This is a genomic window from Paraburkholderia domus (genome assembly GCF_905220705.1).
GTDB classification, from domain to species: domain Bacteria; phylum Pseudomonadota; class Gammaproteobacteria; order Burkholderiales; family Burkholderiaceae; genus Paraburkholderia; species Paraburkholderia domus.
This window is the reverse complement of record NZ_CAJNAT010000001.1, coordinates 330,037-351,822: the sequence shown is the minus strand read 5'-3', so window position 1 is coordinate 351,822 and position 21,786 is coordinate 330,037. Positions and strand designations below refer to the sequence as shown.

Genomic DNA, 21,786 nt, shown 5'->3' with positions numbered 1-21,786 from the left:
GTGAATCAATCGAGCGGCAACGCTCGAATCCCTTCCGCATCGATCCGCAGATAACCGCCGCGGCGCTCGCCGTGGTCAAGATCCCAATCCGGCAAAACCCAGCGGGTGCCGTCCGGCTCGCGATGCCGCGCCGGACGATGCGTATGCCCGTGAATGATCGTGGCCGTTTTCGACGATTTGAATAACGCAGCGACGGCTTTCGGCGTCACGTCATACTTCGCTGAAATTGGACGCGAGCGGCCAAGCTCGCTTTTCGAACGCATGTTTTCCGCTAGCGCCTGACGCCAGCGAAACGGCCATGCGAGAAATAGCATCTGCGCGGCACGGCGGCGCGCAAAGCGCCGGAACAATTGATAGCCGCGATCCGCGGTGCAGAGACCATCACCATGCGCGAGCGCGATACGTGTGCCGAACGCGGTAATCACAAACGGATCGGGCAGCCAGATCGCGCCGGCCGCTTTCATGAAACGCTTGCCAAGCAGGAAATCGCGATTGCCGTGCATGATGTAGAGCGCGATGCCGCGCTCCGACAAGGTATGCAGCAAGGCCGCCATGCGCGCGACGAACGGCTCGACAAGCATGTCGTCGCCGATCCAGTACTCGAACAGGTCGCCGAGGATGAAAACCGAATCTGCCTGCTCGGCCGTGACGCGAATGAAGTGTTCGAACGCGGCGACCGTGTGCGGAATCGCCTCGCTCAGATGAATATCGGAGAGGAAAAAAAACGGGCGTGCGGCGTGCGGGCGTTTGCCCTCGCCAGGCACGCCCGCGGCGACGCTTCGCAGCGGCGTTTCTTGCAGCATTGAAGGTGCCTGATGTCAGTTCAAACGGGTTTGCCCTGATCGGACGCTTAGTCGACGATCACCGCTTTTTCGATCACGACGTCGTCGGCCGGCACGTCCTGATGGAAGCCCTTCGAACCCGTCTTGACCTTCTTGATCTTCTCGACGATGTCCATGCCGTCGACCACCTTGCCGAACACGGCGTAGCCCCAGCCCTGCGGCGTCGGCGACGAGTGGTTCAGGAAGTCGTTGTCGTTCACGTTGATGAAGAATTGCGCGGTCGCCGAGTGCGGGTCGTTCGTGCGAGCCATCGCAACCGAGCCGTTGACGTTCTTCAGGCCGTTGTTTGCTTCGTTTTCGATCGGCTCAGCCGTCGGCTTCTGCTTCATGCCGGGTTCGAAGCCGCCGCCCTGGATCATGAAGCCGTCGATCACGCGGTGGAACACCGTGTTGTCGTAGTGGCCGGCCTTCACGTAGTTGAGGAAGTTCTCAACCGACTTCGGTGCCTTTTCAGCGTCCAGTTCGAGTTTGATGACGCCGTGGTTTGTATGCAGTTCAACCATGATGGAATCCTTTAATGAGCGGGGTGGGTAAAAGGCGCGGCGAGTCGTCTTATGAACTGACGACGGCCCGCGCCGGTGCGTAGATTTGAGGCTTAGGTGTTCTTCCGCAGCGTGTTTATGCTGTCTTCTACTTCTATTCTTACTTGCCGACAACCGTGGCCGATTCAATCACGATCGCCTTTTGCGGCACGTCGCTCATCGGGCCACGCGTGGTGGTGGGCGTGCCTTCGATCTTCTTCACGACGTCCATGCCGCTCGTGACCTTGCCGAACACCGCGTAGCCGTTGCCGTCCGGATTCGGATAGTCGAGGCCGGCGTTGTCCACCGTGTTGATGAAGAACTGCGCGGTGGCCGAATTCGGATCGCTGGTGCGCGCCATGGCGAGCGTGCCGGCGGCGTTCTTCAGACCGTTTTGGCTTTCGAGCGGAATCGGCGCGCGCGTGGGCTTCTCAGCGAAGCTCTGCGTATAACCGCCGCCCTGAATCATGAAGCCGCGAATCACACGATGGAAAATCGTGCCGCTGTACTGGCCGGACTTCACGTAGTCGAGGAAGTTGGCGACTGTCTTCGGCGCCTTCTCAGGATACAACTCGACGCGGATGTCGCCTTCCGTGGTCTTGAAGAGGACGGACGGATGCGCGGCCTGCGAACCGGACTGGGCAAAGGCGGGGGCGTTTGCGATCAGGGCGGCGCTGCCGAGCGCCAACATCAACCATTTCATGAAGATCCTCAGGGTTGGAAAAAACGTGTTGCCGAAAACGGTGACGGTGTTACTTCGACGGCGCCATGTAGGGCGGCATGGCGAGCGAGCCATTTGCGCCGCCGTACTGGAAGCTCGGCGTTTGTGTCATGTCCGAGGTAGCGCGCGTGGCACTCGCCTCGACAGGCGCGGCGGCTTTTTTCGCCGGCGCGGTGCCCTTGGGCGGCGAGACGATCTTCTGGATGTCGACGAGGCGCTGCGTGGTGGTGGCGCTCGCTTTGCCGAGACCTTGCGCACGACGGTAAGCCGCGTCGGCCATGCGCAGATACAGATCGCCGAGATTCTCGTACGCGAGGCCGTAGCCCGGGTTCACCTTGGTCGCGGTTTCGAGCGCGGCGCGTGCTTCGTCATAACGGCCGTGCTTCGCATAGAGCGCCGCCAGGTTGTTATACGGTTCGGGCAGTTCCGGATACAGCTGCATGAGTTCGGTGAACGCGGTGATCGCGTCGTCGTCACGATTCAGATGCGCCAGCACCGTGCCGCGCTTGAATTTTGCTTGCGCGTCGTGCGGATTCGAGGCGATGCGCGCGTCGAGTTGGGTGAGCGCGGCTTCCCAGTTCTTCTGCGCGATCGACGCATCGATCTCCGGCGTGTTGTCACGCACGGCGGGGCCCTGCGGCATCGTGGCGGCTTTCTGCGCGTACGCGGCAGCGCCCGGCAAGACCGTGAGGGCGACAGCGCAGAATGCCGTCGCGGCGAGGGTCGCAGCGCTGCGCGCGCGGCCGCTGGAAGGTTTCATAGGCTCGGGTCTGGATGTTATACTCCGACCCATTCTAACAAAAGGTCTGCGCGTTCCGTCGAACCGCAAACTGTCTTTTCGCCACTCGTGGTCGTCTCCGCCTTGATCGCAGCCTGACCGCCGCACCAGATGCACCGGTTTGCTGCTGCGCTTGTTGTTGTGTAAAGCGGCACTACAGGACGCACCCGCCGTCTTCTCGCGGGGGCCTCATGCGCACAACAGCACGAAACACATTGCGGATTTCTTTCGGCCCACGCACCGTTCTCTATGGAATCACTGCGCATCTACAACACGCTCGCGCGTGACAAGCAAACTTTCGTGCCGCTGCAAGATGGCGTCGTGCGGATGTACGTCTGCGGGATGACCGTATACGACTATTGTCACGTCGGTCATGCGCGGGTGATGGTCGTGTTCGACATCGTGCAACGGTGGTTGCGCACGCTCGGCTACGACGTGACCTACGTGCGCAATATCACGGATATCGACGACAAGATCATCCGGCGCGCAGTGGAGAACGGCGAAACGATCAAATCGCTGACCGACCGCTTCATCAAGGCGTTGCATGAAGACGCGGATGCGCTCGGCATCGAGCGGCCCGATCTGGAGCCGCGCGCGACGGATTTCATCCCGCAGATGCTCGGCATGATCGAGAAGCTTGAGGCAAACGGTTACGCCTATCAGGCGGGCGACGGCGACGTGAACTACGCGGTGCGCAAGTTCGCGGGCTACGGCAAGCTGTCGGGCAAGTCGCTTGAAGATCTGCGCGCGGGCGAACGCGTCGCCGCGAACGACGCGAAGCAGGACCCGCTCGACTTTGTATTGTGGAAGCAGGCGAAGCCGGATGAACCGGCCGACACCGGCTGGGATTCGAAATATGGGCGCGGCCGTCCGGGCTGGCATATCGAATGCTCGGCGATGGGCTGCACGTTGCTCGGTGAACATTTCGACATTCATGGCGGCGGTCAGGACCTGCAGTTTCCGCACCACGAGAACGAGATTGCACAAAGCGAAGCTGCGACCGGACAAACCTTCGTCAATTACTGGATGCACAACGGCTACGTACAGATCGACAATGAGAAGATGTCGAAGTCGTTGAACAATTTCTTTACGATTCGCGAAGTATTGGCGCAGTACGATGCCGAGGTCGTGCGGTTTTTTATCGCGCGTGCGCATTACCGTTCGCCGTTGAACTACAGCGACGTGCATATCGACGACGCGCGCAATGCCCTCGCACGTTTGTACACCGCGCTGAAAGACGTCACGCCAGACGGCGCGGAGCTCGACTGGAACGAAGCGCATGCGCAACGTTTCCAGGCAGCAATGAATGACGACTTCAACACGCCGGTGGCAGTTTCGGTGTTGTTCGAGTTGGCAACTGAAGTGAACCGCACGCGCGACCCCGCGCTGGCCCGTCAATTGCGCTCGCTCGCGCAGGTGCTCGGGTTGCTCGGCCGAGAGCCGCGTGCATACCTGCAGCAGGCTGCGGGCGCGGCCGCGGAAGGCGCACTCGATGCCGTCGCGATCGAAGCGAAGATCGCCGCGCGCGTGGCCGCCAAGCAGGCGAAAGACTATGCGGCAGCAGACCGGATCCGGGCCGAATTGCTCGAGGCCGGCGTTGCACTTGAAGACAAACCCGGCGGGTTGACCGAGTGGCGGCGCGTGTGAGCGCACCTCGTACTTCCCTTTGATCGACTCGCCAGGCAGGAGGCAGGATGGCAACGGCCACGAAGACGCCGGCTAAACGAGCCACGTCTCAAACAAACGCCGCAGCCGCGGCAAAGTCGACGCGAACGTCGGCTCGTGCGGGCAGCGGCGCGGTAACGAAAGCATCGTCGAAAGCCGCTGGAGTGGCGGCCAAGAGCGGCGCGGGCGGGGCAACCTCGGCGACGACGGGCGCAGCGAAGAAGGCCCCGGTCAAGCGCGCGCTGAACGGCGCGTCGGCGCACGCGCCTGTTTCGACGCGGGCCAAAACGTCGCGTGCAAAGAGCAATGGTGCGTTGCCTGCTGAAATTGCTGGCGACGTGCAGGAGCTCGCGCGCGATTCACATGAAGATGAAGTCGTACGCAAGACGCGCGCGTCGTCGAGTGCGGGCGGCGAAGCCGCGGGTGTTGCTGAACTCGCGGTGCCGGTGCAGATCGGCGGCCTCACGCCTGAAGTCACCCGTCCAGCCTATTGGGACAAGGCATGCGCGGACCTCGTCAAGCGCGACCGTATTCTGAAGAAGCTGATCCCGAAGTTCGGCCCGGTGCATCTGCTGAGTCGTGGCGATCCGTTCGTCACGCTCGCGCGTTCGGTGGTCGGGCAGCAGATTTCGGTGGCATCCGCGCAAGCTGTCTGGGCGAAAGTCGAGGCGGCGTGTCCGAAGCTCGTGCCGCAGCAGTTCATCAAACTCGGTCAGGACAAGCTGACCGCCTGCGGGTTGTCCAAGCGCAAGGCCGAGTACGTGCTCGATCTCGCGCAGCACTTCGTGTCGGGCGCATTGCACGTCGGCAAGTGGACCTCGATGGACGACGAAGCGGTGATCGCCGAACTCACACAGATCCGCGGCATCGGCCGCTGGACTGCGGAAATGTTCCTGATCTTCAATCTGTCGCGCCCGGACGTGCTGCCGCTCGACGACCTCGGCCTGATTCGCGCGATCAGCGTCAATTACTTTAGCGGCGAACCGGTTACGCGCAGTGAAGCGCGTGAGGTTGCGGCAAACTGGGAGCCGTGGCGCACCGTCGCTACCTGGTATATGTGGCGTAGTCTCGATCCATTGCCGGTCGACTACTAAGCGCCCCCAAACCTGGCGCTTCGCACCAGGCCCCCCGAGGGGGACAATCCCCCAAGGGGACTTCCTGCGGGGCGGAAAACGTGGGGCGGCCCGGCGTTTTCTTGAAAAGAACAAGAAGCAATGTTATTTCGAAAGCTATCAATTGCTAAGAATCGATAGTTGCGAGATGGTTTTGACATCGGCGCGCGCGGTTAGAATACGCGCTGCCCGGTAAGTCCAAGGATTACAACCAATGAAGACCACCTTTCTGGATTTCGAACAGCCGATCGCTGAACTCGAAGCGAAGATCGAAGAATTGCGCTTCGTGCAGGACGATTCGGCCGTCGATATTTCGGAAGAGATCGAGCGGCTGTCCAAGAAGAGTCAACAGCTCACCAAAGATCTGTACGCGAACCTCACCCCGTGGCAGGTTTCGCAAATCGCCCGACACCCCCAACGCCCGTACACGTTCGATTACGTGAGCGAGCTGTTCACCGATTTTCACGAGCTTCACGGCGACCGCAATTATGCGGACGACCTGTCGATCGTCGGCGGCCTTGCGCGTTTCAACGGCCAGGCTTGCATGGTGATCGGCCATCAGAAGGGCCGCGACACCAAGGAGCGCGCGCTGCGCAACTTCGGCATGCCGCGTCCGGAAGGCTATCGCAAGGCCGAACGCCTGATGCGTCTCGCCGAGAAGTTCGGCTTGCCGATCTTCACGTTCATCGATACGCCGGGCGCCTATCCGGGTATCGGTGCGGAAGAGCGGGGCCAGTCGGAAGCGATCGGCCGCAATCTGTACGTGATGGCTGAACTCAAGACGCCGCTGATCGCCACGATCATCGGTGAAGGCGGCTCGGGCGGCGCACTTGCGATTGCCGTCGGCGACAGCGTGCTGATGCTGCAATTCTCGACCTATTCGGTGATTTCTCCGGAAGGCTGCGCGTCGATCCTGTGGAAGAGCGCCGCGAAGGCGCCGGAAGCCGCGGAAGCGCTCGGCCTGACCGCGCATCGCCTCAAGGCGCTCGGCCTGATCGACAAGATCGTCAACGAGCCGCTGGGTGGTGCGCATCGCGATCCGAAGGGCATGGCCGCGATGTTGCGCCGTGCGCTCGCCGACTCGCTGCGCCAGTTCCAGGGCATGAGCATCAATGACCTGCGTCAACGCCGTTTCGAACGGTTGATGTCGTACGGCAAGTTCAAGGAAACGACGCCGGGTGCTTAAGCCCGCGCGCGTTTTCTTTCGTCTCTCAGCGCTTCGCGCGCTAGCGACGTGACTCCCACCGCCGATTCGCCTGCCGACCGCCTCGTTCTCGAGGCGGTCGGCGTGGCGCTGTCCGTGCTCCCTGCGAGCGCGCGCATCGCGATTGCGTTCAGCGGTGGCGTCGATTCGAGTGTGCTGCTCGATGCGGCGGCGCGTGTCGCGGGTGCGTCGCGTTGTGTCGCGCTGCATGTGCATCACGGTCTGAGCGCTCACGCCGACGAATGGCTCGCGCACTGCGAAGCGTTTGCACAGGAACGTGGCGTTGAATTCGCGGCGCAGCGTGTCGAGGTGCCGCGTGACGGGGGGGTGAGTGTCGAAGCCGCGGCGCGCGATGCGCGTTATCGCGCGCTGGACGCGATGTGCGCAGCACGCGGCGTTCACACGCTATGGCTCGCTCAACACGCTGACGACCAGGCGGAGACGGTACTGTTGCAACTGCTGCGCGGCGCGGGCCTTGCGGGCCTTGCTGCGATGGCGCCCGAGTACTTGCCGGCGGGTGCCTCCACGGTACGCGTGCGGCCTTTGCTGCACCTCCTGCGTGCGCAACTCGAGCAGTACGCGAGCGCCCGCAATCTGCGCTGGATCGACGACGAATCGAACGCGGACCTACGTTACGCGCGCAACGCACTGCGCCACGAGGTGACGCCGGCGCTGGCCGTCCACTTTCCTGGTTTTCGCGACGCACTCGCGCGCACAGCGGCGCACGCGGCATCATCGCAGCGTCTCCTCGACGATCTCGCGCGCATCGATCTGGACGGAGCAGTACGCGATGAAGGTCATGCGCTATCGCATGACGCGCTGCTCGCCCTCGACGACGATCGTGCGCTCAATCTGCTGCGCTACTGGATGCGCACTTTGGGTTTCGTTGCTGCTTCGACTGCGCGTCTTGTCGACGCTTTGCGCCAGTTGCGCGAAGTCGGCGCATCGGGCGAGGGCAATAGTCTGCGTATCGATCATGCAGGGCAGACGCTGCGCAGTTATCGCGGCCTCGTCTACTGGGAAGCGGGAGATAGCAACGAACCTGCCGACGAAACCGCGCTTACTGAGCGCGCAGTCAGTGAACTCGCATGGCAGGGCGAAGCAATCTGGCGCTTGCCGCAATGGCGGGGCACCTTTGTATTTGTCGCTGTCGAAGCGAATCTGAATGGGGATGCCGGCGCGGGTGCCGATACCGATCGCAGCAATGCCGCTGGCCATGCCGGTGCTGTGTCGAACGATCCCGATATGCTTCCCCTCAGCGTTTTACGTCGGGCATTGTTGAGCGCGCGTTCGCGCAGCGGCGGTGAACGGATGCGCACGAGCGAGACACCAGGCAGCCCGAGCCGCACGCTGAAAAATCTGTTCCAGGAGCGCGGTATTCCTGCATGGAAGCGCGACGTGCCGCTGCTCTACGTGGGCGACGAGCTGCTGTTCGTACCCTTCCTCGGCGTGAACCGCGCAGCGATGCCCGAGCAGCTCAATGCGGCCGAACAGCGTGTCCGGATCATCTGGCGCGACGATCTGCTGATCGCCTGACCGGCCGGTCGGACAGGTGCGTTGTCCATCCGGCGAATCTCCGACTCAGGGCGCAAAACCGCACCGAATAAGCCTTTTCAGCCGGTAATACGGGCCATTCGACGGGCATTTCGGCTTGTCTTTTTGCGCTCGATCGGGTAATTTAACTTGTTTGCCCGACCCGATTTCGCCGTCGCTTTTGCGGTTTCCGATCGTGATCCGTCGTTTCCGGTAAGTCACTAGCGATCATTCCCGGGCAAATCCGCGCGTGCTACACGCGTGCTGCATCTACGCCGCCACACACTTTGCCGCCGTTCACAAGACGTTGCGCCCCTGTGCTTTTGTGCGGTCGTCTCCAGCGCGCCAGCGCGGTTTCTCCTCCAGTTCAGAACGACAATGGCACTCATCGTACATAAATACGGCGGCACTTCGATGGGCTCGGTCGAGCGCATCAAGAACGTCGCCAAGCGCGTCGCGAAATGGCACAAGGCTGGCCACAAGATGGTCGTCGTGCCGTCGGCAATGTCCGGCGAAACCAACCGCTTGCTCGGTCTCGCGAAAGAAATCACGGGTCAGCCGAGCCCGCGTGAACTCGACATGATCGCGGCCACGGGCGAGCAGGTCAGCTCGGGACTGCTCGCCATCGCGCTGCAGGAAGCCGGCGTCGACGCGGTCAGCTATGCCGGCTGGCAAGTGCCGGTCAAAACGGATAGCGCGTTCACGAAAGCGCGCATCAGCGAAATCGACGGCGAGCGCGTGCTGCGCGATCTCGACGCGGGCAAAGTGGTGGTGATCACAGGCTTCCAGGGTATCGACCCTGAGGGCAACATCACCACGCTGGGGCGTGGCGGTTCGGATACGTCCGCTGTCGCCGTCGCTGCCGCATTGAAAGCCGACGAGTGCCTGATTTACACGGACGTCGACGGCGTCTACACGACCGACCCGCGCGTCGTGGAAGAAGCGCGCCGGCTCGATCGCGTGACGTTCGAAGAAATGCTGGAAATGGCAAGCCTGGGTTCCAAGGTGCTGCAGATCCGCTCGGTGGAATTCGCCGGCAAATATCAGGTGAAGACGCGCGTGCTGTCGAGCCTGACCGATCCGCTCATCCCGCTCGACACTGAAATGAAGTCGGGCACCCTGATTACTTTTGAAGAAGACGAGACCATGGAAAAAGCAGTCATCTCGGGCATCGCGTTCCAGCGCGACGAAGCTCGTATCGCCGTGATGGGTGTGCCCGACAAGCCGGGCATCGCGTATCAGATTCTCGGCCCGGTGGCGGACGCGAATATCGACGTCGACATGATCATCCAGAACCAGAGCGTCGAGGGCAAGACGGACTTCACGTTCACGGTCGGCCGCGGCGACTATCAGCGCGCCATGGACATTCTCACGGGCCAGGTGAAGGGTCACGTGCAGGCTGAGCAGGTGCTGGGCGATCCGAAGGTATCGAAGATCTCGGTGGTCGGCGTCGGCATGCGTTCGCATGTGGGTATCGCGAGCACGATGTTCCGCACGCTGTCGGAAGAGGGCATCAACATCCAGATGATCTCGACCTCCGAAATCAAGATTTCGGTGCTGATCGACGAGAAGTATATGGAGCTCGCCGTGCGCGCGCTGCATAAGGCGTTCGAGTTGGATCAGGCGTAATTTGCCGGACAGGGCGGGGCGTACAAGAGCGCCTCGTCTTTTGATGCACGGGGGCCGCATACGCGGCCAATGTGACGCGGTCAATGGGCATTAATTGCGTCGTCGATGACAAAACTGGCACAAAAAATGTGCGGTAGACATTGACCTTCGCGGTTCGGCCCGCTATTATCTTGGCTTCGTTGCGCTGACTCCCTGCGCAACCGAAAGTTTGGGAGACGTGGCCGAGAGGTCGAAGGCACTCCCCTGCTAAGGGAGCATCTGGGCCAAAACCTGGATCGAGGGTTCGAATCCCTCCGTCTCCGCCAGCGATGGCGGTGGAACCCCGCAGAGTCTAGGCTCTGCGGGGTTTTGTTTTTTCAGCCCTCAATTCATGCGACGGGCAAGCTCAAAACGCGTGACGCAGCCCCACCCTGCCGACGAATTGCGATGGCCCTGACGACGGCGTCGTATTCTGCGAGTCGCCGGCCACAGCCACTGCGTTGGTGATACTCGTCCCCGTGCTACCCGCCGCAACCAACGTCTTGCCTCGCGCATGCCGATACGCCAGTAATGCGTACACCGTGGTGCGGGCGGAGAGGTTGTACGTCTGCTCGAGCGAAATCTGCTGATTGGCGGTTTGTGCGAATGGGCGCAGTCGGGCGTCGCGGCAATCGCGGCGGCGGATTGGTTGGGCGATCGTGACGCTATGCGGTTTTGCGATCCGATTTGAACCACCTGCGAGGGCGGGGCGCTAACGCGCTGGAAGGCAAGGGCGATTGATGCGGACGGAGCGGGCGAGTTTCATTGTCCGGTCGACTCTTTTACATGCTGCGCAAATATTTCGGCATCCTGCTGATGTGAGTGTGCGGTCAATGCGCCGCCGCAAGGCAGATCGGGGAGCCGCCGACCCGATTACCTGGTGCATGCGAGGGCAGCGGCAAGCGTTGCCGCGCAGAGGATGCCGGCGCTGAAAGATGCGTGACTGCCGACAATCGAGTGACTAACGGCGAGGTGGGCCGGTTACATCGCCACTACTTTTCCACCAAACCTTCGTCCAATGTAACGAGACGTAACCGGGCGGCCAGCGGCGCGATGTTATGCATCAGTTATTACAAAGTTGAAATACGCGGATGGCTGCCTTGCGCTATATTTCGGCCAACAACACATTCTTCAAAAGGGTGATTCAATGAAGTCCGCACGTCTTGTTCCACTTCTGATCGGGGTTCTCGGGTTGGCTGCGTCGGGTGCTGCAATGGCCGGTGGGCTCAACATTGGCGTCAACATCGGCATTCCCGCGCCGATCTATGTGGCTCCGGCTCCGGTCTATGCACCGCCGCCGCCGCCTCCGCCGCCTGTCGTCTATCAGCCGGCTCCTGTGTACTACGGCGGCCCGGCGATCGTGATCGGCTGGCACGGCGACCGTTACTGGGACGGCCGCCGCTACTGGGCGCGTGACGACTGGTATCGCCATCATCCCCCGGGCCGTTACGACTACGGCCGTGACCACTACGACAATCATCGCGGCTGGCATTAAGCCATCAACAGGCCGCAGTTGACGCGGTCGCCACGTGGAAAAAGAAACCGCCCGAAAAGGGCGGTTTTTTATTGCGCCCGCGAAATCAGCGGACTGGGCAGAAAGCGCCGGGTCAACGCAGCACATGCGGTTACTCGGCGCCGAGGTAGCTGAGCGTGAGCAGCGACGCGTCCGGCGCAGGCATGGATTGCACGGGTTTATTGGGTAGAATCCTCTCACATTGAGATCACCCGCTGACCAACAAGGCCCCTATGACAACTGGCTCGCGATGGGTTCAAACGCCTCGTGCACTTTGGTGCAGTGTGATTCACAGGCTATCGCGTGTCGGTCTACCGCTTGTGCCGCGCTCCCGGCGCTTAGTGTGCGCTGTCGCGCTGTGCGGCGTGTCCGCGCTGGCCGGTTTGCTTGCGGCGCCCGAGGCCCATGCGGTCTATGCGATCGCGCAATACGGCGAGCCGAAGTATCCCGCGGATTTTAAGCACTTCGACTACGTCAACCCGGATGCGCCAAAAGGCGGCACGCTGGTGCTGGCCAATCCGAGCCGGCTCACCAGTTTCGACAAATTCAATCCGTTCACACTGCGCGGCAACCCCGCACCGGGCGTCGACCTGATGTTCGAAAGCCTGACCATAGGCAGCAGCGACGAAGTGGCTTCTGCCTATGGCTTGCTTGCCGACGATATCAATATCGCGCCCGACGGCCTGTCGACTACTTTCCACATCAATCCCCGCGCACGTTTTTCGAATGGGGATCCGGTCACCGCCGACGACGTCAAGTTTTCGCTCGACACGCTGAAAAGCCCGCAGGCCGCGCCGCAGTTCGCGTCGATTTTCGGCGAGATCACGCGAGCAGTTGTCGTCGATCCGCATACGATTCGCTTCGAGTTTCATCAACGCAATCGCGAGTTGCCGTTGCTCGTGGGCAGCATGCCGGTGTTCTCGCGCAAGTGGGGGATGAAGCCGGACGGCAGCCGGATCGCCTTCGACCAATTGGCGTTCGAAAAGCCGATTGCCAGCGGGCCTTATCTGATCGATCAGTACGACAACGGCCGCACGATCACGTATAGGCGTGATCCGAACTACTGGGGTGCGACGTTGCCGGTGCGCGTCGGCATGAACAACTTCGATCGCATCGTCTATAAACTGTATTCGGATAACGTCGCGCGCCTGGAAGCGTTCAAGGCCGGCGAATACGATGCGATGGTCGAGTACGTCGCGCGCAATTGGGTGCGGCGCGACGTCGGCAAGAAGTTCGATAGCGGCGAGTTGATCAAGCGCGAGTTTGTGCAGCATAACGGCACGGGCATGCAGGGTTTCATGCTCAATCTGCGTCGGCCGCTGTTCCAGGACGTGCGAGTGCGCAAGGCGCTCGATCTCGCGTTCGACTTTCAGTGGCTGAATCGCCAGTTGTTCTTCAATCAGTACACGCGCATCGACAGCTTCTTCGTCAATACGGATTTGCAGGCGAAGGGTCTGCCTTCGCCGGGTGAACTCGCGCTCCTCGAGCCATGGCGCGCAAAACTCGATCCGGCGGTATTCGGTCCGCCGCCGAAGCAGCCGGACACGGATCCGCCGGGTTCGCTGCGCGCCAATCTGCTGCAAGCACGCGCCTTGTTGCAGCAGGCGGGGTGGACCTATCGCGACAACGCCTTGCGCAACGCCAAGGGCGAGCCATTCCGGTTCGAGATCCTCGACGATTCAGGTTCGGCCGCGCAAATGGAGCCGATTGTCGCGACGTTCATCCGCAATCTGCAGAAGCTCGGCATTACCGCGACGTTTCGTGTGTCCGATTTCGCGGTCTATCAGAAGCGTCTCGACGCATTCGATTTCGACACGACCACCATCCGCATGCCGGACGTGCAGGTGCCGGGGTCGGAGCAGATTGATCGCTTCGGCAGCAAAGCCGCGGATACCGCTGGCTCGGACAACATGATCGGGCTGAAATCGCCGGCCGTCGATGCGATCCTGAACGCGCTCGTGCATGCGCAGACGCGCGAGCAATTGATCGACGCGACACACGCGCTCGACCGCGTGCTGATGCATGGCTACTATGTGGTGCCGCAGTGGTACAGCGCGACGCACCGGGTAGCGTTCAAGCGTGGTCTCGCGTGGCCCAGAACCTTGCCTCTGTACTATGGAGCGGAAGGCTGGATCACGTCGATGTGGTGGTATGCGCAGCCACAGCCACAGCCACAAGCACAGTCGCACTAAAAGCGTCCATTCATTCACCGCCTTCGCACCGGAACCGACGCCATGTGGAGCTACATTCTCAAGCGCCTGCTGTTGATGATCCCGACCTTGCTCGGCGTGCTGACGCTGACCTTCGTCGTGATCCAGTTCGTCCCGGGCGGCCCCGTCGAACAGATGCAGCATGAACTGCGCAAAGGCGCGGAGAACGGCGCACCGTTCGGTTTGCGCACGCATACAGGTGTCGACGCGCAGCAGATCGCGCAACTGAAAGTGCTGTATGGCTTCGATAAACCGCCGCTCGAACGCTACGTCCTGATGCTAAAACGCTTCGCGACATTCGACTTGGGGCAGAGCTATTTCCGTCACCAAAGCGTGTGGTCGCTGATCGTTTCGAAGTTGCCGGTGTCGATCAGCATCGGCTTATGGACGTTCTTCCTGACCTACCTGATATCGGTGCCTCTGGGCATCGCCAAAGCGGTGCGCAACGGCTCGCGCTTCGATATTGCAACGAGCCTCGTCGTGCTGGTCGGTTACGCGATTCCGGGCTTTGTATTGGGTGTGCTGTTGCTGGTGCTGTTCGGCGGCGGCAGCTTCCTGCAGCTTTTCCCGTTGCGCAATCTCACCTCGGACAACTGGGCGCAGTTGAGTGTCGGCGGCAAGATCGTCGATTACCTGTGGCATATCACGTTGCCGATCACGGCCTCGGTGGTGGGCAGTTTCGCCGTCGTCACGATGCTGACGAAGAACGCTTTTCTCGACGAAATCCGCAAGCAATACGTGCTGACCGCGCGCGCCAAAGGTCTGTCGGAAAAGCGCGTGCTGTGGAAGCACGTGTTTCGCAACGCGCTGCTGCCGTTGATCGTCGGTTTCCCGTCGGCGTTCATCGGTGCGTTCTTCACCGGCAGTCTGCTGATCGAGACGCTGTTTTCGCTCGACGGACTCGGCCTGCTGTCGTACGAATCGGTGGTGCGGCGCGACTATCCGGTTGTGCTCGGCACGTTGTATCTGTTCACGCTGATCGGTCTTGCGACCAATCTGATTTCCGACCTTTGCTATGTGTGGGTCGATCCCCGCATCCAATTCGAACAACTGGAGCGCAGATGAATCGAGCCCGCCTTTCCGCCGATGCGGCGGCGCGCGCCGAACCGGTTCGCGCGTTCGTCTCTCCAACGCCTGCGCGTCGCGTATGGCAGCGTTTTCGCCAGCAGCGCCTTGGCTACTGGAGCCTGATCATATTTGTCGTCGCGTTTGCGGTGAGCCTCGCCGGGCCGCTGTGGTCGAACGACAAGCCACTCGTGGTGCGCTACGAAGGGCAGCTGTATTTCCCGATGTTCAAGACTTACGCGGAGACCACCTTCGGCGGCGACTTCCCGACGCCCGCCGATTATCTCGACCCGTATATCAAGCATCGTTTCGACGCGCCGGGTAACTTTGCGGTGTATCCGCCGAACCGGTACTACTACGACACGCTGAATTATTTCTCGAAGGCGTCGAACCCGGCGCCCCCGTCGCGCGATAACTGGCTTGGCACCGACGACCGTGGTCGCGATCTCTTCGCGCGTCTTCTGTACGGGTTTCGCGTGTCGGTGGAATTCGGGCTGGTGCTGACCGTGATCGGCACCGTGCTCGGGATCGCCGCGGGCGCCGTGCAGGGTTATTTCGGAGGACGTATCGACATTGTCGGGCAGCGCTTGATCGAAATCTGGAGCGCCATGCCGCAGTTGTATCTTCTGATCATTTTCGCTTCGATATTCGAGCCGGGCTTCGTTCTGTTGATCGTGCTGCTGTCGCTGTTTGGCTGGGTCGGCCTGGCGGCCTATGTGCGCGCAGAGTTTCTACGCAATCGCCAGCAGGACTATGTGCGCGCGGCACGGGCGATCGGCCTGTCGAACTGGCAGATCATGTGGCGGCATATATTGCCGAACAGCCTGACGCCGGTGATCACGTTCCTGCCGTTTACCATGAGCGGCTCGATTCTCGCGCTCACCAGCCTCGACTTTCTCGGTCTCGGCGTGCCGTCGCCGACGCCAAGCCTGGGCGAGCTGCTTGCGCAAGGTAAAGCGAATCTCGACGCGTGGTGGATCTCGCTGTTCACGTTCGGCGTACTGGTCGTGTTGCTACTGCTCCTGACCTTCATGGGCGATGCGCTGCGCAATGCGCTGGACACCCGCATCTCCGATGCCATGCGTGCTGGAGGCAACCAGTGAGCGCTATGGGCGAGAACAACGCAAAACACGGCATGACGCCGCCGCTCCTGGAGCTCGATCGTTTGCATGTGGCCTTCGGCGACACCGTCGCGGTGAGCGATGTAACGCTCGCGATTCAACGCGGCGAGCGGGTCGCGCTGGTCGGCGAATCGGGCTCGGGAAAGAGCGTGACCGCGCTGTCGATCTTGCGTCTGTTAAGAGACTCGCAGGTGAGCGGGTCGATCCGTTTCGACGGCCAGGATCTGCTCGCGAAAAGCGAGCGTGAGATGCGCGGCATGCGCGGCTCGGACATCGCGATGATCTTCCAGGAGCCGATGACGGCTCTCAATCCGCTTTATACGGTCGGTGACCAGATTGCGGAGACGATCGTCATGCACGACGGCGTCGCAGCGAATGAAGCGCGTAAGCGCGCCGTGGCGCTGCTGGGGCGCACGGGCATCGCCGAGCCCGGCAAGCGCGTGAACAACTATCCGCATCAGCTCTCGGGCGGTCAGCGGCAACGCGCGATGATCGCGATGGCGCTCGCGTGCCGCCCACGTTTGTTGCTGGCCGATGAGCCGACCACGGCGCTTGATGTGACGATTCGCGCGCAGATCGTCGACCTGCTGCTGGAACTGCAACGCGACGAAGCGGAGAAGCGCGGCATGGCCGTGCTGCTGATCACGCACGACCTGAATCTGGTGCGCCATTTCGCGCAACGCATCGCGGTGATGGAGAAGGGCGTGCTGGTGGAAAGCGGGTCGGTCGAGCAGGTATTCGAGTCGCCGCAGCATCCGTACACGCAGCGTCTGCTGGCGAGCCGTCCGCAGCGCACGGTGGTCCCTGTGCTGCCGATTTCACCCGTGCTGCTCGAAGCGCGCGATGTCTCAGTGGATTTCAAAACGAAACTGCCGGGCGTCAGCGGCTGGTTTCGCTCGGGACACTTCCGCGCGGTCGCCGATGCGAATGTGTCGGTGCGCCAGGGTGAGACGCTGGGGATCGTCGGCGAATCGGGTTCGGGCAAATCGACGCTCGCGATGGCCTTGCTCGGTCTGCAACGCACCGTGCGCGGCGAGATCGAGTTTCAGGGCAGGGCGCTCGGCAGCTATCGCGGCCTCGAACAGACCGCCTTACGCTCGAACATGCAAGTTGTCTTTCAGGATCCGTTTAGTTCGCTTTCACCGCGTCAGACCATCGAGCGGATCGTCGGCGAAGGGCTCGCGCTGCATCGGCCGCAGATGAGCCCGGAGGCGCGGCGCGACAAGGTGGTTTCGGTCCTGCGCGAAGTCGGTTTGGACCGTACGGTGTTGTACCGCTATCCGCATGAGTTCTCCGGCGGCCAGCGTCAGCGGATTGCGATCGCGCGCGCTCTGGTGCTGGAGCCACGCATCCTGATCCTCGACGAACCGACCAGTTCGCTCGACGTGTCGATCCAGCAGCAGGTGCTGAAACTGCTCGCCGGGTTGCAACAGAAGTACAACCTCGGCTTCGTTTTCATCAGTCACGATCTGGCCGTGATCGGGGCGATGGCGCACCGTGTCGCGGTCATGCAAAACGGTTCGATCGTCGAAAGCGGAGACGTTGAGCAGATTTTTGCGACACCGGCGCACCCTTACACCCGAAAGCTGCTGAAAGCGGCGCTTGACTACTGATTTTGCACTCTTTCACCAATTGGGTGCGTGTCTCGATTGTATTTTTCTATTTGTTTTGACATGTGAATACTTACTGGCTAGTATCGACCAAACTTTTTTCCGTAGCCCACTGATTTTTAGGCAAAAAATACCGACCAATGCAGCACAGAAACCTAACCCAGGCTTGCACGCGCGTCGTCGCCGGGATGTTCATTGGCGTCTTGATGGCAGCAACTCCCGGCGCGTTCGCCGACGAAGTAAGCAGTTTTAATCAGAATGCCTCATATTCGACCCCCAGCGGGTCGAATTCTTTGTCCCCCCTCAATTCGCAATCGGCCGCTCCCGACAGCGACGGCGGCGCCAAATCGTTCCTCTCCGGCATGGCCGGAAAAGCGGGCGATGTGGTGGTCGGCGCGCTGAACATGATCGGCGTTCGCTATCGTTGGGGTGGTAATACACCCGATTCGGGGCTCGATTGCAGCGGCTTTGTCCGCTACGTGTTCCAGGACACGCTTGGTATGGCGCTGCCGCGCCGCGCTGAGGAAATGAGCCGCGTCGGCGAGAAGGTTCGCGTCAGCGACCTGAAGCCGGGCGATCTGGTGTTCTTCAACACCATGCGCCGTACGTTCTCGCACGTTGGCATCTATATCGGCGACAACAAGTTCGTGCATTCGCCTTCCACGGGCAGCACGATTCGCGTCGACGATCTGGACAGCGGCTATTGGGAAAAGCGCTTCACAGGTGCCCGCCGGATCGAGACGTCCTATCAGGACGGTGAAGATCTGCGCAAGCGCGTGAATGCTTCGATCGGCGGTAATCAGTAACTAATTCTGTCTGCACCGGCGGTCTGGGTGTGAAAAAAAGCCTGCTTCGCTCGAAGCAGGCTTTTTGCGTTTGGGCGCTTGCTGATGTGTCACCGAATCTTTCTCGCTGCACCCCGGGGTGGGTCTGGGCTGCGTGTGCGCGGCTTACGACAGCAGGTAACGCGCACCGGCCGGTGTAGCCAGTGCGACCCAGGCGCGGGTTACGCCGCGCTGCGGCTTGCGGCCAGCTTGCGTTGTAACTCCGGCATCATCTTCGCTACGGCTTCCTCTCCGGCCAGGATCGCTGCGTTACGCTGCGAGAAATCGCTGCCGCTCATGGCGGCCAGATTCGGCCGGATCACGACGTCGGCATACTTGTCGAGTTCATAGGTCTTGATCGTCTGGCCCATGATCGTGAAGGTTTGCATGAGTACGTCAAACGAGCTGGCGGTGACGCCGCTTTCCGGGCGCTGCGAGATGTCCACGGCGATCACGAAATCCGCCCCCATCTTGCGCGCAAACGAGGCGGGCACCGGGCTCACCAGGCCGCCGTCCACGTATTCGTGCCCGCCCATCTTCACCGGCTCGAAGATCGACGGCACGCTGCATGACGCGCGCACCGCAATGCCGGTGTTGCCGCGCTGGAACAGGATCGGCTGGCCGGTCCTCAGGTCGGTGGCGACCACGCCGAGCGGTTTGACCATCTTCTCGATTGGACGGTTGTTGAGCGTCGTATTCAGGTAGTTCTGCAGTGCGACGCCTTGCAGAAAGCCGCGCGTGCGAAACGGCATGGCCCAGTCGCTGATCGATGCTTCGTCCATGTTCAGCGCGAGCTTGTTCAGCGCAAAGCCGTTCATTCCCGAGGCGTACAGCGCACCGACGACCGAACCGGCGCTGGTGCCGGCCACCAGGTCGACCTGGATATTGCGTGCCTCGAGCGCCTTGATCACGCCGATGTGCGCGAACCCGCGAGCGGCGCCGCCGCCTAGCGCGAGCCCAACGCGGATCGATCGCTGCGGTTTGTCGAGCGGTGGCGTGTTCGTAGTGGGCGTGCCGGCAACCGGCGTGCTATCGGTCTTGCTGCCGCCGGTCGTGGTGCAGGCGGCCAGCACCGCGGAGGCGGCCGCCAATGAGAAGTTGCGGCGGGCGAGGCGAGGGGATGACGGTTTCAACGGGTTCTCCAGCAACGGCCAAGGGCGGCGCAATCGATGCAAGCGGCGCAACCTGTGCCGCGATCAGGCGGATAGTCAAACGGACGGAACCGCCGGTGGCGATTCCATGCGCTGTGGTTCTATCCCCACCCGCAGCGCGCGCACATCATAAATCAAAGCTCCGGGCGCGCGTCGGCCTCGTAATGAAACGTTGCAGAGGAAGCTCTCGGGCGCCTTGATGCACGCTTTCCACGCGCCCTGCGTGCTGCCATTGGCCATTCGGACGAGGGCAGGCAACACGTGTTCGGAAGGTATAATTCGGCTCTCGCATTTTTTTCCTTCGTGTCCGTGCAAGGCGTTTTCAGCTGCACGGACACGGTCCGCTGCCGCGCTTCACTGGCGATGTCTGCTACGGCGCCGGCGCCTGTCTTCCGAGTAACCGCTAATGACCACCTCCGTCCGTACCCGTTTCGCACCGAGTCCCACCGGCTTCATCCACCTCGGCAACATTCGCTCCGCGCTTTATCCGTGGGCGTTCGCGCGCAAGATGAAAGGGACCTTCGTGCTGCGGATCGAGGACACCGACGTCGAGCGTTCCAGTACCGAAGCCGTGGACGCCATTCTCGAAGGCATGGAATGGCTCGGCCTCGATATCGACGAAGGCCCGTTCTACCAGATGCAGCGCATGGACCGTTATCGCGAAGTGCTCAAGCAGATGCAGGACGCGGGGCTCGTGTACCCGTGCTACATGTCGACGGAAGAGCTGGACGCACTGCGCGAACGCCAACGCGAAGCCGGCGAAAAGCCGCGTTACGACGGTACGTGGCGTCCGGAACCCGGTAAGGTCTTGCCGGAGCCGCCGGCCGGCGTGCAGCCCGTGCTGCGCTTTCGCAATCCGCTCTCGGGTGTGGTCGCATGGGACGACGCCGTGAAGGGCCGCATCGAAATCTCGAACGAAGAACTCGACGACCTCGTGATCGCGCGCCCGGATGGCACGCCGACCTACAACTTCTGCGTGGTGGTGGACGATCTGGACATGCGCATCACGCACGTGATTCGCGGCGACGATCACGTGAACAACACGCCGCGTCAGATCAACATTCTGCGTGCACTCGGCGCCGAGCCGCCGGTGTATGCCCACTTGCCGACCGTGCTGAACGAGCAGGGCGAGAAGATGAGCAAGCGTCACGGCGCGATGAGCGTGATGGGTTATCGCGACGCCGGCTTTCTGCCGGAAGCGGTGGTCAACTATCTGGCGCGTCTGGGCTGGTCGCATGGCGATGCGGAAATCTTCACGCGGGAGCAGTTCGTCGAATGGTTCGATCTGGAGCATCTGGGCAAGTCGCCGGCTCAGTACGATCACGACAAGCTGAACTGGCTCAACGCGCACTACATCAAGGAAGCGGATAACGCGCGCCTCGCAGAGCTTGCCAAGCCGTTCTTCACCGGTTTGGGTATCGACGAAGCCGTCATTGCGCAAGGCGCCGATTTGACGTCGGTGGTGGGCTTGCTGAAGGACCGTGCGTCGACGGTGAAGGAAATCGCCGAAAACGCCGTGATGTTCTATCGCGCGCCGGTACCTGAAGCCGATGCGCTCGCGCAGCACGTCACGGATGTCGTGCGTCCGGCGCTTGCCGATCTGGCTGCATCGCTCAAGACGGTGGAGTGGAGCAAGGAAGCAATCGCTGCAGCCTTGAAGGCAACGCTCGGCGCGCACAAGCTGAAGATGCCGCAACTGGCCATGCCGGTTCGTCTGCTGGTGGCGGGCACCACGCATACGCCCTCGATCGACAGCGTCCTGATGCTGTTCGGCCGCGATGTCGTGGTGAGCCGTATTGAAAAAGCGTTGGCCTGAGCGCATTCGCGCCTGCGTTGAGAGGGTTTGCATGCGACTTGCGAAAAAAGTCGCATGCAATTGCTCAAAGGGTATTTACAAAGCGCAGATTGGCCTCTAGAATCTCGTTTCTGTTCTGCAAGGGGGGTATAGCTCAGCTGGGAGAGCGCTTGCATGGCATGCAAGAGGTCAGCGGTTCGATCCCGCTTACCTCCACCATCAGAGCAGAGTGAAGTGGTTCCGAAGTCTGGAGCTTGTAGCAAAAAAGACTTCACAAACAGCTGTAACGTAGTTAGAATATCGGTCTTTGCTGCTGACGAAACGAAGTTAGCCGAAAGTTGAAGTAAGTTAGCAGCAAGATAAAGACAGATCTGAAAAGATTATGTCCCCTTCGTCTAGAGGCCTAGGACATCACCCTTTCACGGTGAGTACAGGGGTTCGAATCCCCTAGGGGACGCCAAACATCAGCGTCGC

General features: G+C 61.4%; 17 protein-coding genes, 3 tRNA genes and 1 pseudogene. 15 read left to right on the top strand and 6 right to left on the bottom strand.

Annotated elements, in window-relative coordinates; genetic code table 11:
* Nucleotides 1-5 precede the first annotated feature (5 nt).
* The 4 genes from KHO31_RS01500 to KHO31_RS01485 form a co-directional block, all read right to left on the bottom strand.
* The gene (locus tag KHO31_RS01500) at nt 6-803 is read right to left on the bottom strand and encodes a UDP-2,3-diacylglucosamine diphosphatase (protein WP_211622560.1); all 798 of its coding nucleotides are present in this window, start codon (nt 801-803) and stop codon (nt 6-8) included.
* Between the two features lie 47 nt (nt 804-850).
* Nucleotides 851-1,345, bottom strand: coding sequence for a peptidylprolyl isomerase (locus KHO31_RS01495; protein WP_201073292.1), 495 nt, complete (start codon nt 1,343-1,345; stop codon nt 851-853).
* Nucleotides 1,346-1,484: 139 nt separating this feature from the next.
* Nucleotides 1,485-2,066, bottom strand: coding sequence for a peptidylprolyl isomerase (locus tag KHO31_RS01490; RefSeq protein WP_211622558.1), 582 nt, complete (start codon nt 2,064-2,066; stop codon nt 1,485-1,487).
* Between the two features lie 49 nt (nt 2,067-2,115).
* Complete coding sequence (locus tag KHO31_RS01485) at nt 2,116-2,844, bottom strand: tetratricopeptide repeat protein (protein ID WP_201073288.1); 729 nt, start codon at nt 2,842-2,844, stop codon at nt 2,116-2,118.
* A 267-nt stretch (nt 2,845-3,111) separates the two neighbouring features.
* On the opposite strand from KHO31_RS01485, the gene cysS reads away from it, so the two are divergent.
* The 6 genes from cysS to KHO31_RS01455 all read left to right on the top strand — a co-directional run bounded on the left by cysS (nt 3,112) and on the right by KHO31_RS01455 (nt 10,310).
* Nucleotides 3,112-4,509, top strand: coding sequence for a cysteine--tRNA ligase (cysS, locus tag KHO31_RS01480; protein ID WP_201073287.1), 1,398 nt, complete (start codon nt 3,112-3,114; stop codon nt 4,507-4,509).
* A 47-nt stretch (nt 4,510-4,556) separates the two neighbouring features.
* The gene (locus KHO31_RS01475; RefSeq protein ID WP_211622556.1) at nt 4,557-5,621 is read left to right on the top strand and encodes an endonuclease III domain-containing protein; all 1,065 of its coding nucleotides are present in this window, start codon (nt 4,557-4,559) and stop codon (nt 5,619-5,621) included.
* Between the two features lie 232 nt (nt 5,622-5,853).
* The gene (locus KHO31_RS01470) at nt 5,854-6,825 is read left to right on the top strand and encodes an acetyl-CoA carboxylase carboxyltransferase subunit alpha (RefSeq protein WP_074283028.1); all 972 of its coding nucleotides are present in this window, start codon (nt 5,854-5,856) and stop codon (nt 6,823-6,825) included.
* Between the two features lie 48 nt (nt 6,826-6,873).
* On the top strand, nt 6,874-8,379 hold the full coding sequence (tilS, locus tag KHO31_RS01465) for a tRNA lysidine(34) synthetase TilS (RefSeq protein WP_211622554.1): 1,506 nt from the start codon (nt 6,874-6,876) through the stop codon (nt 8,377-8,379).
* 375 nt (nt 8,380-8,754) lie between these two features.
* On the top strand, nt 8,755-10,005 hold the full coding sequence (locus KHO31_RS01460; protein ID WP_201073277.1) for an aspartate kinase: 1,251 nt from the start codon (nt 8,755-8,757) through the stop codon (nt 10,003-10,005).
* 211 nt (nt 10,006-10,216) lie between these two features.
* Nucleotides 10,217-10,310, top strand: a tRNA-Ser gene (locus KHO31_RS01455).
* 80 nt (nt 10,311-10,390) lie between these two features.
* Here the strand turns inward: KHO31_RS01455 and KHO31_RS39080 are convergent.
* Nucleotides 10,391-10,609 (bottom strand): annotated as a pseudogene (locus KHO31_RS39080) (porin); the annotation flags it as partial.
* 561 nt (nt 10,610-11,170) lie between these two features.
* Between KHO31_RS39080 and KHO31_RS01450 the strand changes: the two are divergent.
* The 6 genes from KHO31_RS01450 (at nt 11,171) to KHO31_RS01425 (ending at nt 18,348) form a co-directional block, all read left to right on the top strand.
* Entirely contained in the window at nt 11,171-11,518 is a 348-nt protein-coding gene (locus KHO31_RS01450; protein WP_201073276.1) for a hypothetical protein, read from the top strand.
* 251 nt (nt 11,519-11,769) lie between these two features.
* The gene (locus tag KHO31_RS01445; protein WP_201139077.1) at nt 11,770-13,728 is read left to right on the top strand and encodes an extracellular solute-binding protein; all 1,959 of its coding nucleotides are present in this window, start codon (nt 11,770-11,772) and stop codon (nt 13,726-13,728) included.
* A gap of 42 nt (nt 13,729-13,770) precedes the next feature.
* Entirely contained in the window at nt 13,771-14,811 is a 1,041-nt protein-coding gene (locus KHO31_RS01440; RefSeq protein ID WP_201073274.1) for a microcin C ABC transporter permease YejB, read from the top strand.
* On the top strand, nt 14,808-15,914 hold the full coding sequence (locus tag KHO31_RS01435) for an ABC transporter permease (RefSeq protein WP_201073273.1): 1,107 nt from the start codon (nt 14,808-14,810) through the stop codon (nt 15,912-15,914). Before KHO31_RS01440 ends, KHO31_RS01435 begins: the two co-directional genes overlap by 4 nt.
* A gap of 5 nt (nt 15,915-15,919) precedes the next feature.
* On the top strand, nt 15,920-17,545 hold the full coding sequence (locus KHO31_RS01430) for an ABC transporter ATP-binding protein (RefSeq protein WP_201073426.1): 1,626 nt from the start codon (nt 15,920-15,922) through the stop codon (nt 17,543-17,545).
* Between the two features lie 137 nt (nt 17,546-17,682).
* Entirely contained in the window at nt 17,683-18,348 is a 666-nt protein-coding gene (locus KHO31_RS01425; RefSeq protein ID WP_172315611.1) for a C40 family peptidase, read from the top strand.
* 200 nt (nt 18,349-18,548) lie between these two features.
* Here the strand turns inward: KHO31_RS01425 and KHO31_RS01420 are convergent, their stop codons facing one another.
* The gene (locus tag KHO31_RS01420) at nt 18,549-19,499 is read right to left on the bottom strand and encodes a patatin-like phospholipase family protein (protein ID WP_201073271.1); all 951 of its coding nucleotides are present in this window, start codon (nt 19,497-19,499) and stop codon (nt 18,549-18,551) included.
* 424 nt (nt 19,500-19,923) lie between these two features.
* Here KHO31_RS01420 and gltX point away from each other — a divergent pair, with 424 nt between their 5' ends.
* From gltX to KHO31_RS01405, 3 genes are all read left to right on the top strand, one after another.
* Nucleotides 19,924-21,333 carry a glutamate--tRNA ligase gene (gene gltX, locus KHO31_RS01415; RefSeq protein WP_211620804.1) on the top strand — a complete coding sequence of 470 codons (1,410 nt, stop codon included), beginning with the start codon at nt 19,924-19,926 and terminating at the stop codon, nt 21,331-21,333.
* A 122-nt stretch (nt 21,334-21,455) separates the two neighbouring features.
* Nucleotides 21,456-21,531 (top strand) — tRNA-Ala (locus KHO31_RS01410).
* Between the two features lie 165 nt (nt 21,532-21,696).
* Nucleotides 21,697-21,772 (top strand) — tRNA-Glu (locus KHO31_RS01405).
* The last annotated feature ends 14 nt before the right edge of the window (nt 21,773-21,786 follow it).

Excerpts from the sequence above, each read along its gene's own strand:
- KHO31_RS01500 (WP_211622560.1), bottom strand. The coding sequence starts at position 803 with ATGCTGCAAGAAACGCCGCTGCGAAGCGTCGCCGCGGGCGTGCCTGGC.
- KHO31_RS01495 (WP_201073292.1), bottom strand. The coding sequence starts at position 1,345 with ATGGTTGAACTGCATACAAACCACGGCGTCATCAAACTCGAACTGGAC.
- KHO31_RS01490 (WP_211622558.1), bottom strand. The coding sequence starts at position 2,066 with ATGAAATGGTTGATGTTGGCGCTCGGCAGCGCCGCCCTGATCGCAAAC.
- KHO31_RS01485 (WP_201073288.1), bottom strand. The coding sequence starts at position 2,844 with ATGAAACCTTCCAGCGGCCGCGCGCGCAGCGCTGCGACCCTCGCCGCG.
- cysS (WP_201073287.1), top strand. The coding sequence starts at position 3,112 with ATGGAATCACTGCGCATCTACAACACGCTCGCGCGTGACAAGCAAACT.
- KHO31_RS01475 (WP_211622556.1), top strand. The coding sequence starts at position 4,557 with ATGGCAACGGCCACGAAGACGCCGGCTAAACGAGCCACGTCTCAAACA.
- KHO31_RS01470 (WP_074283028.1), top strand. The coding sequence starts at position 5,854 with ATGAAGACCACCTTTCTGGATTTCGAACAGCCGATCGCTGAACTCGAA.
- KHO31_RS01460 (WP_201073277.1), top strand. The coding sequence starts at position 8,755 with ATGGCACTCATCGTACATAAATACGGCGGCACTTCGATGGGCTCGGTC.
- KHO31_RS01450 (WP_201073276.1), top strand. The coding sequence starts at position 11,171 with ATGAAGTCCGCACGTCTTGTTCCACTTCTGATCGGGGTTCTCGGGTTG.
- KHO31_RS01445 (WP_201139077.1), top strand. The coding sequence starts at position 11,770 with ATGACAACTGGCTCGCGATGGGTTCAAACGCCTCGTGCACTTTGGTGC.
- KHO31_RS01440 (WP_201073274.1), top strand. The coding sequence starts at position 13,771 with ATGTGGAGCTACATTCTCAAGCGCCTGCTGTTGATGATCCCGACCTTG.
- KHO31_RS01435 (WP_201073273.1), top strand. The coding sequence starts at position 14,808 with ATGAATCGAGCCCGCCTTTCCGCCGATGCGGCGGCGCGCGCCGAACCG.
- KHO31_RS01430 (WP_201073426.1), top strand. The coding sequence starts at position 15,920 with ATGGGCGAGAACAACGCAAAACACGGCATGACGCCGCCGCTCCTGGAG.
- KHO31_RS01425 (WP_172315611.1), top strand. The coding sequence starts at position 17,683 with ATGCAGCACAGAAACCTAACCCAGGCTTGCACGCGCGTCGTCGCCGGG.
- gltX (WP_211620804.1), top strand. The coding sequence starts at position 19,924 with ATGACCACCTCCGTCCGTACCCGTTTCGCACCGAGTCCCACCGGCTTC.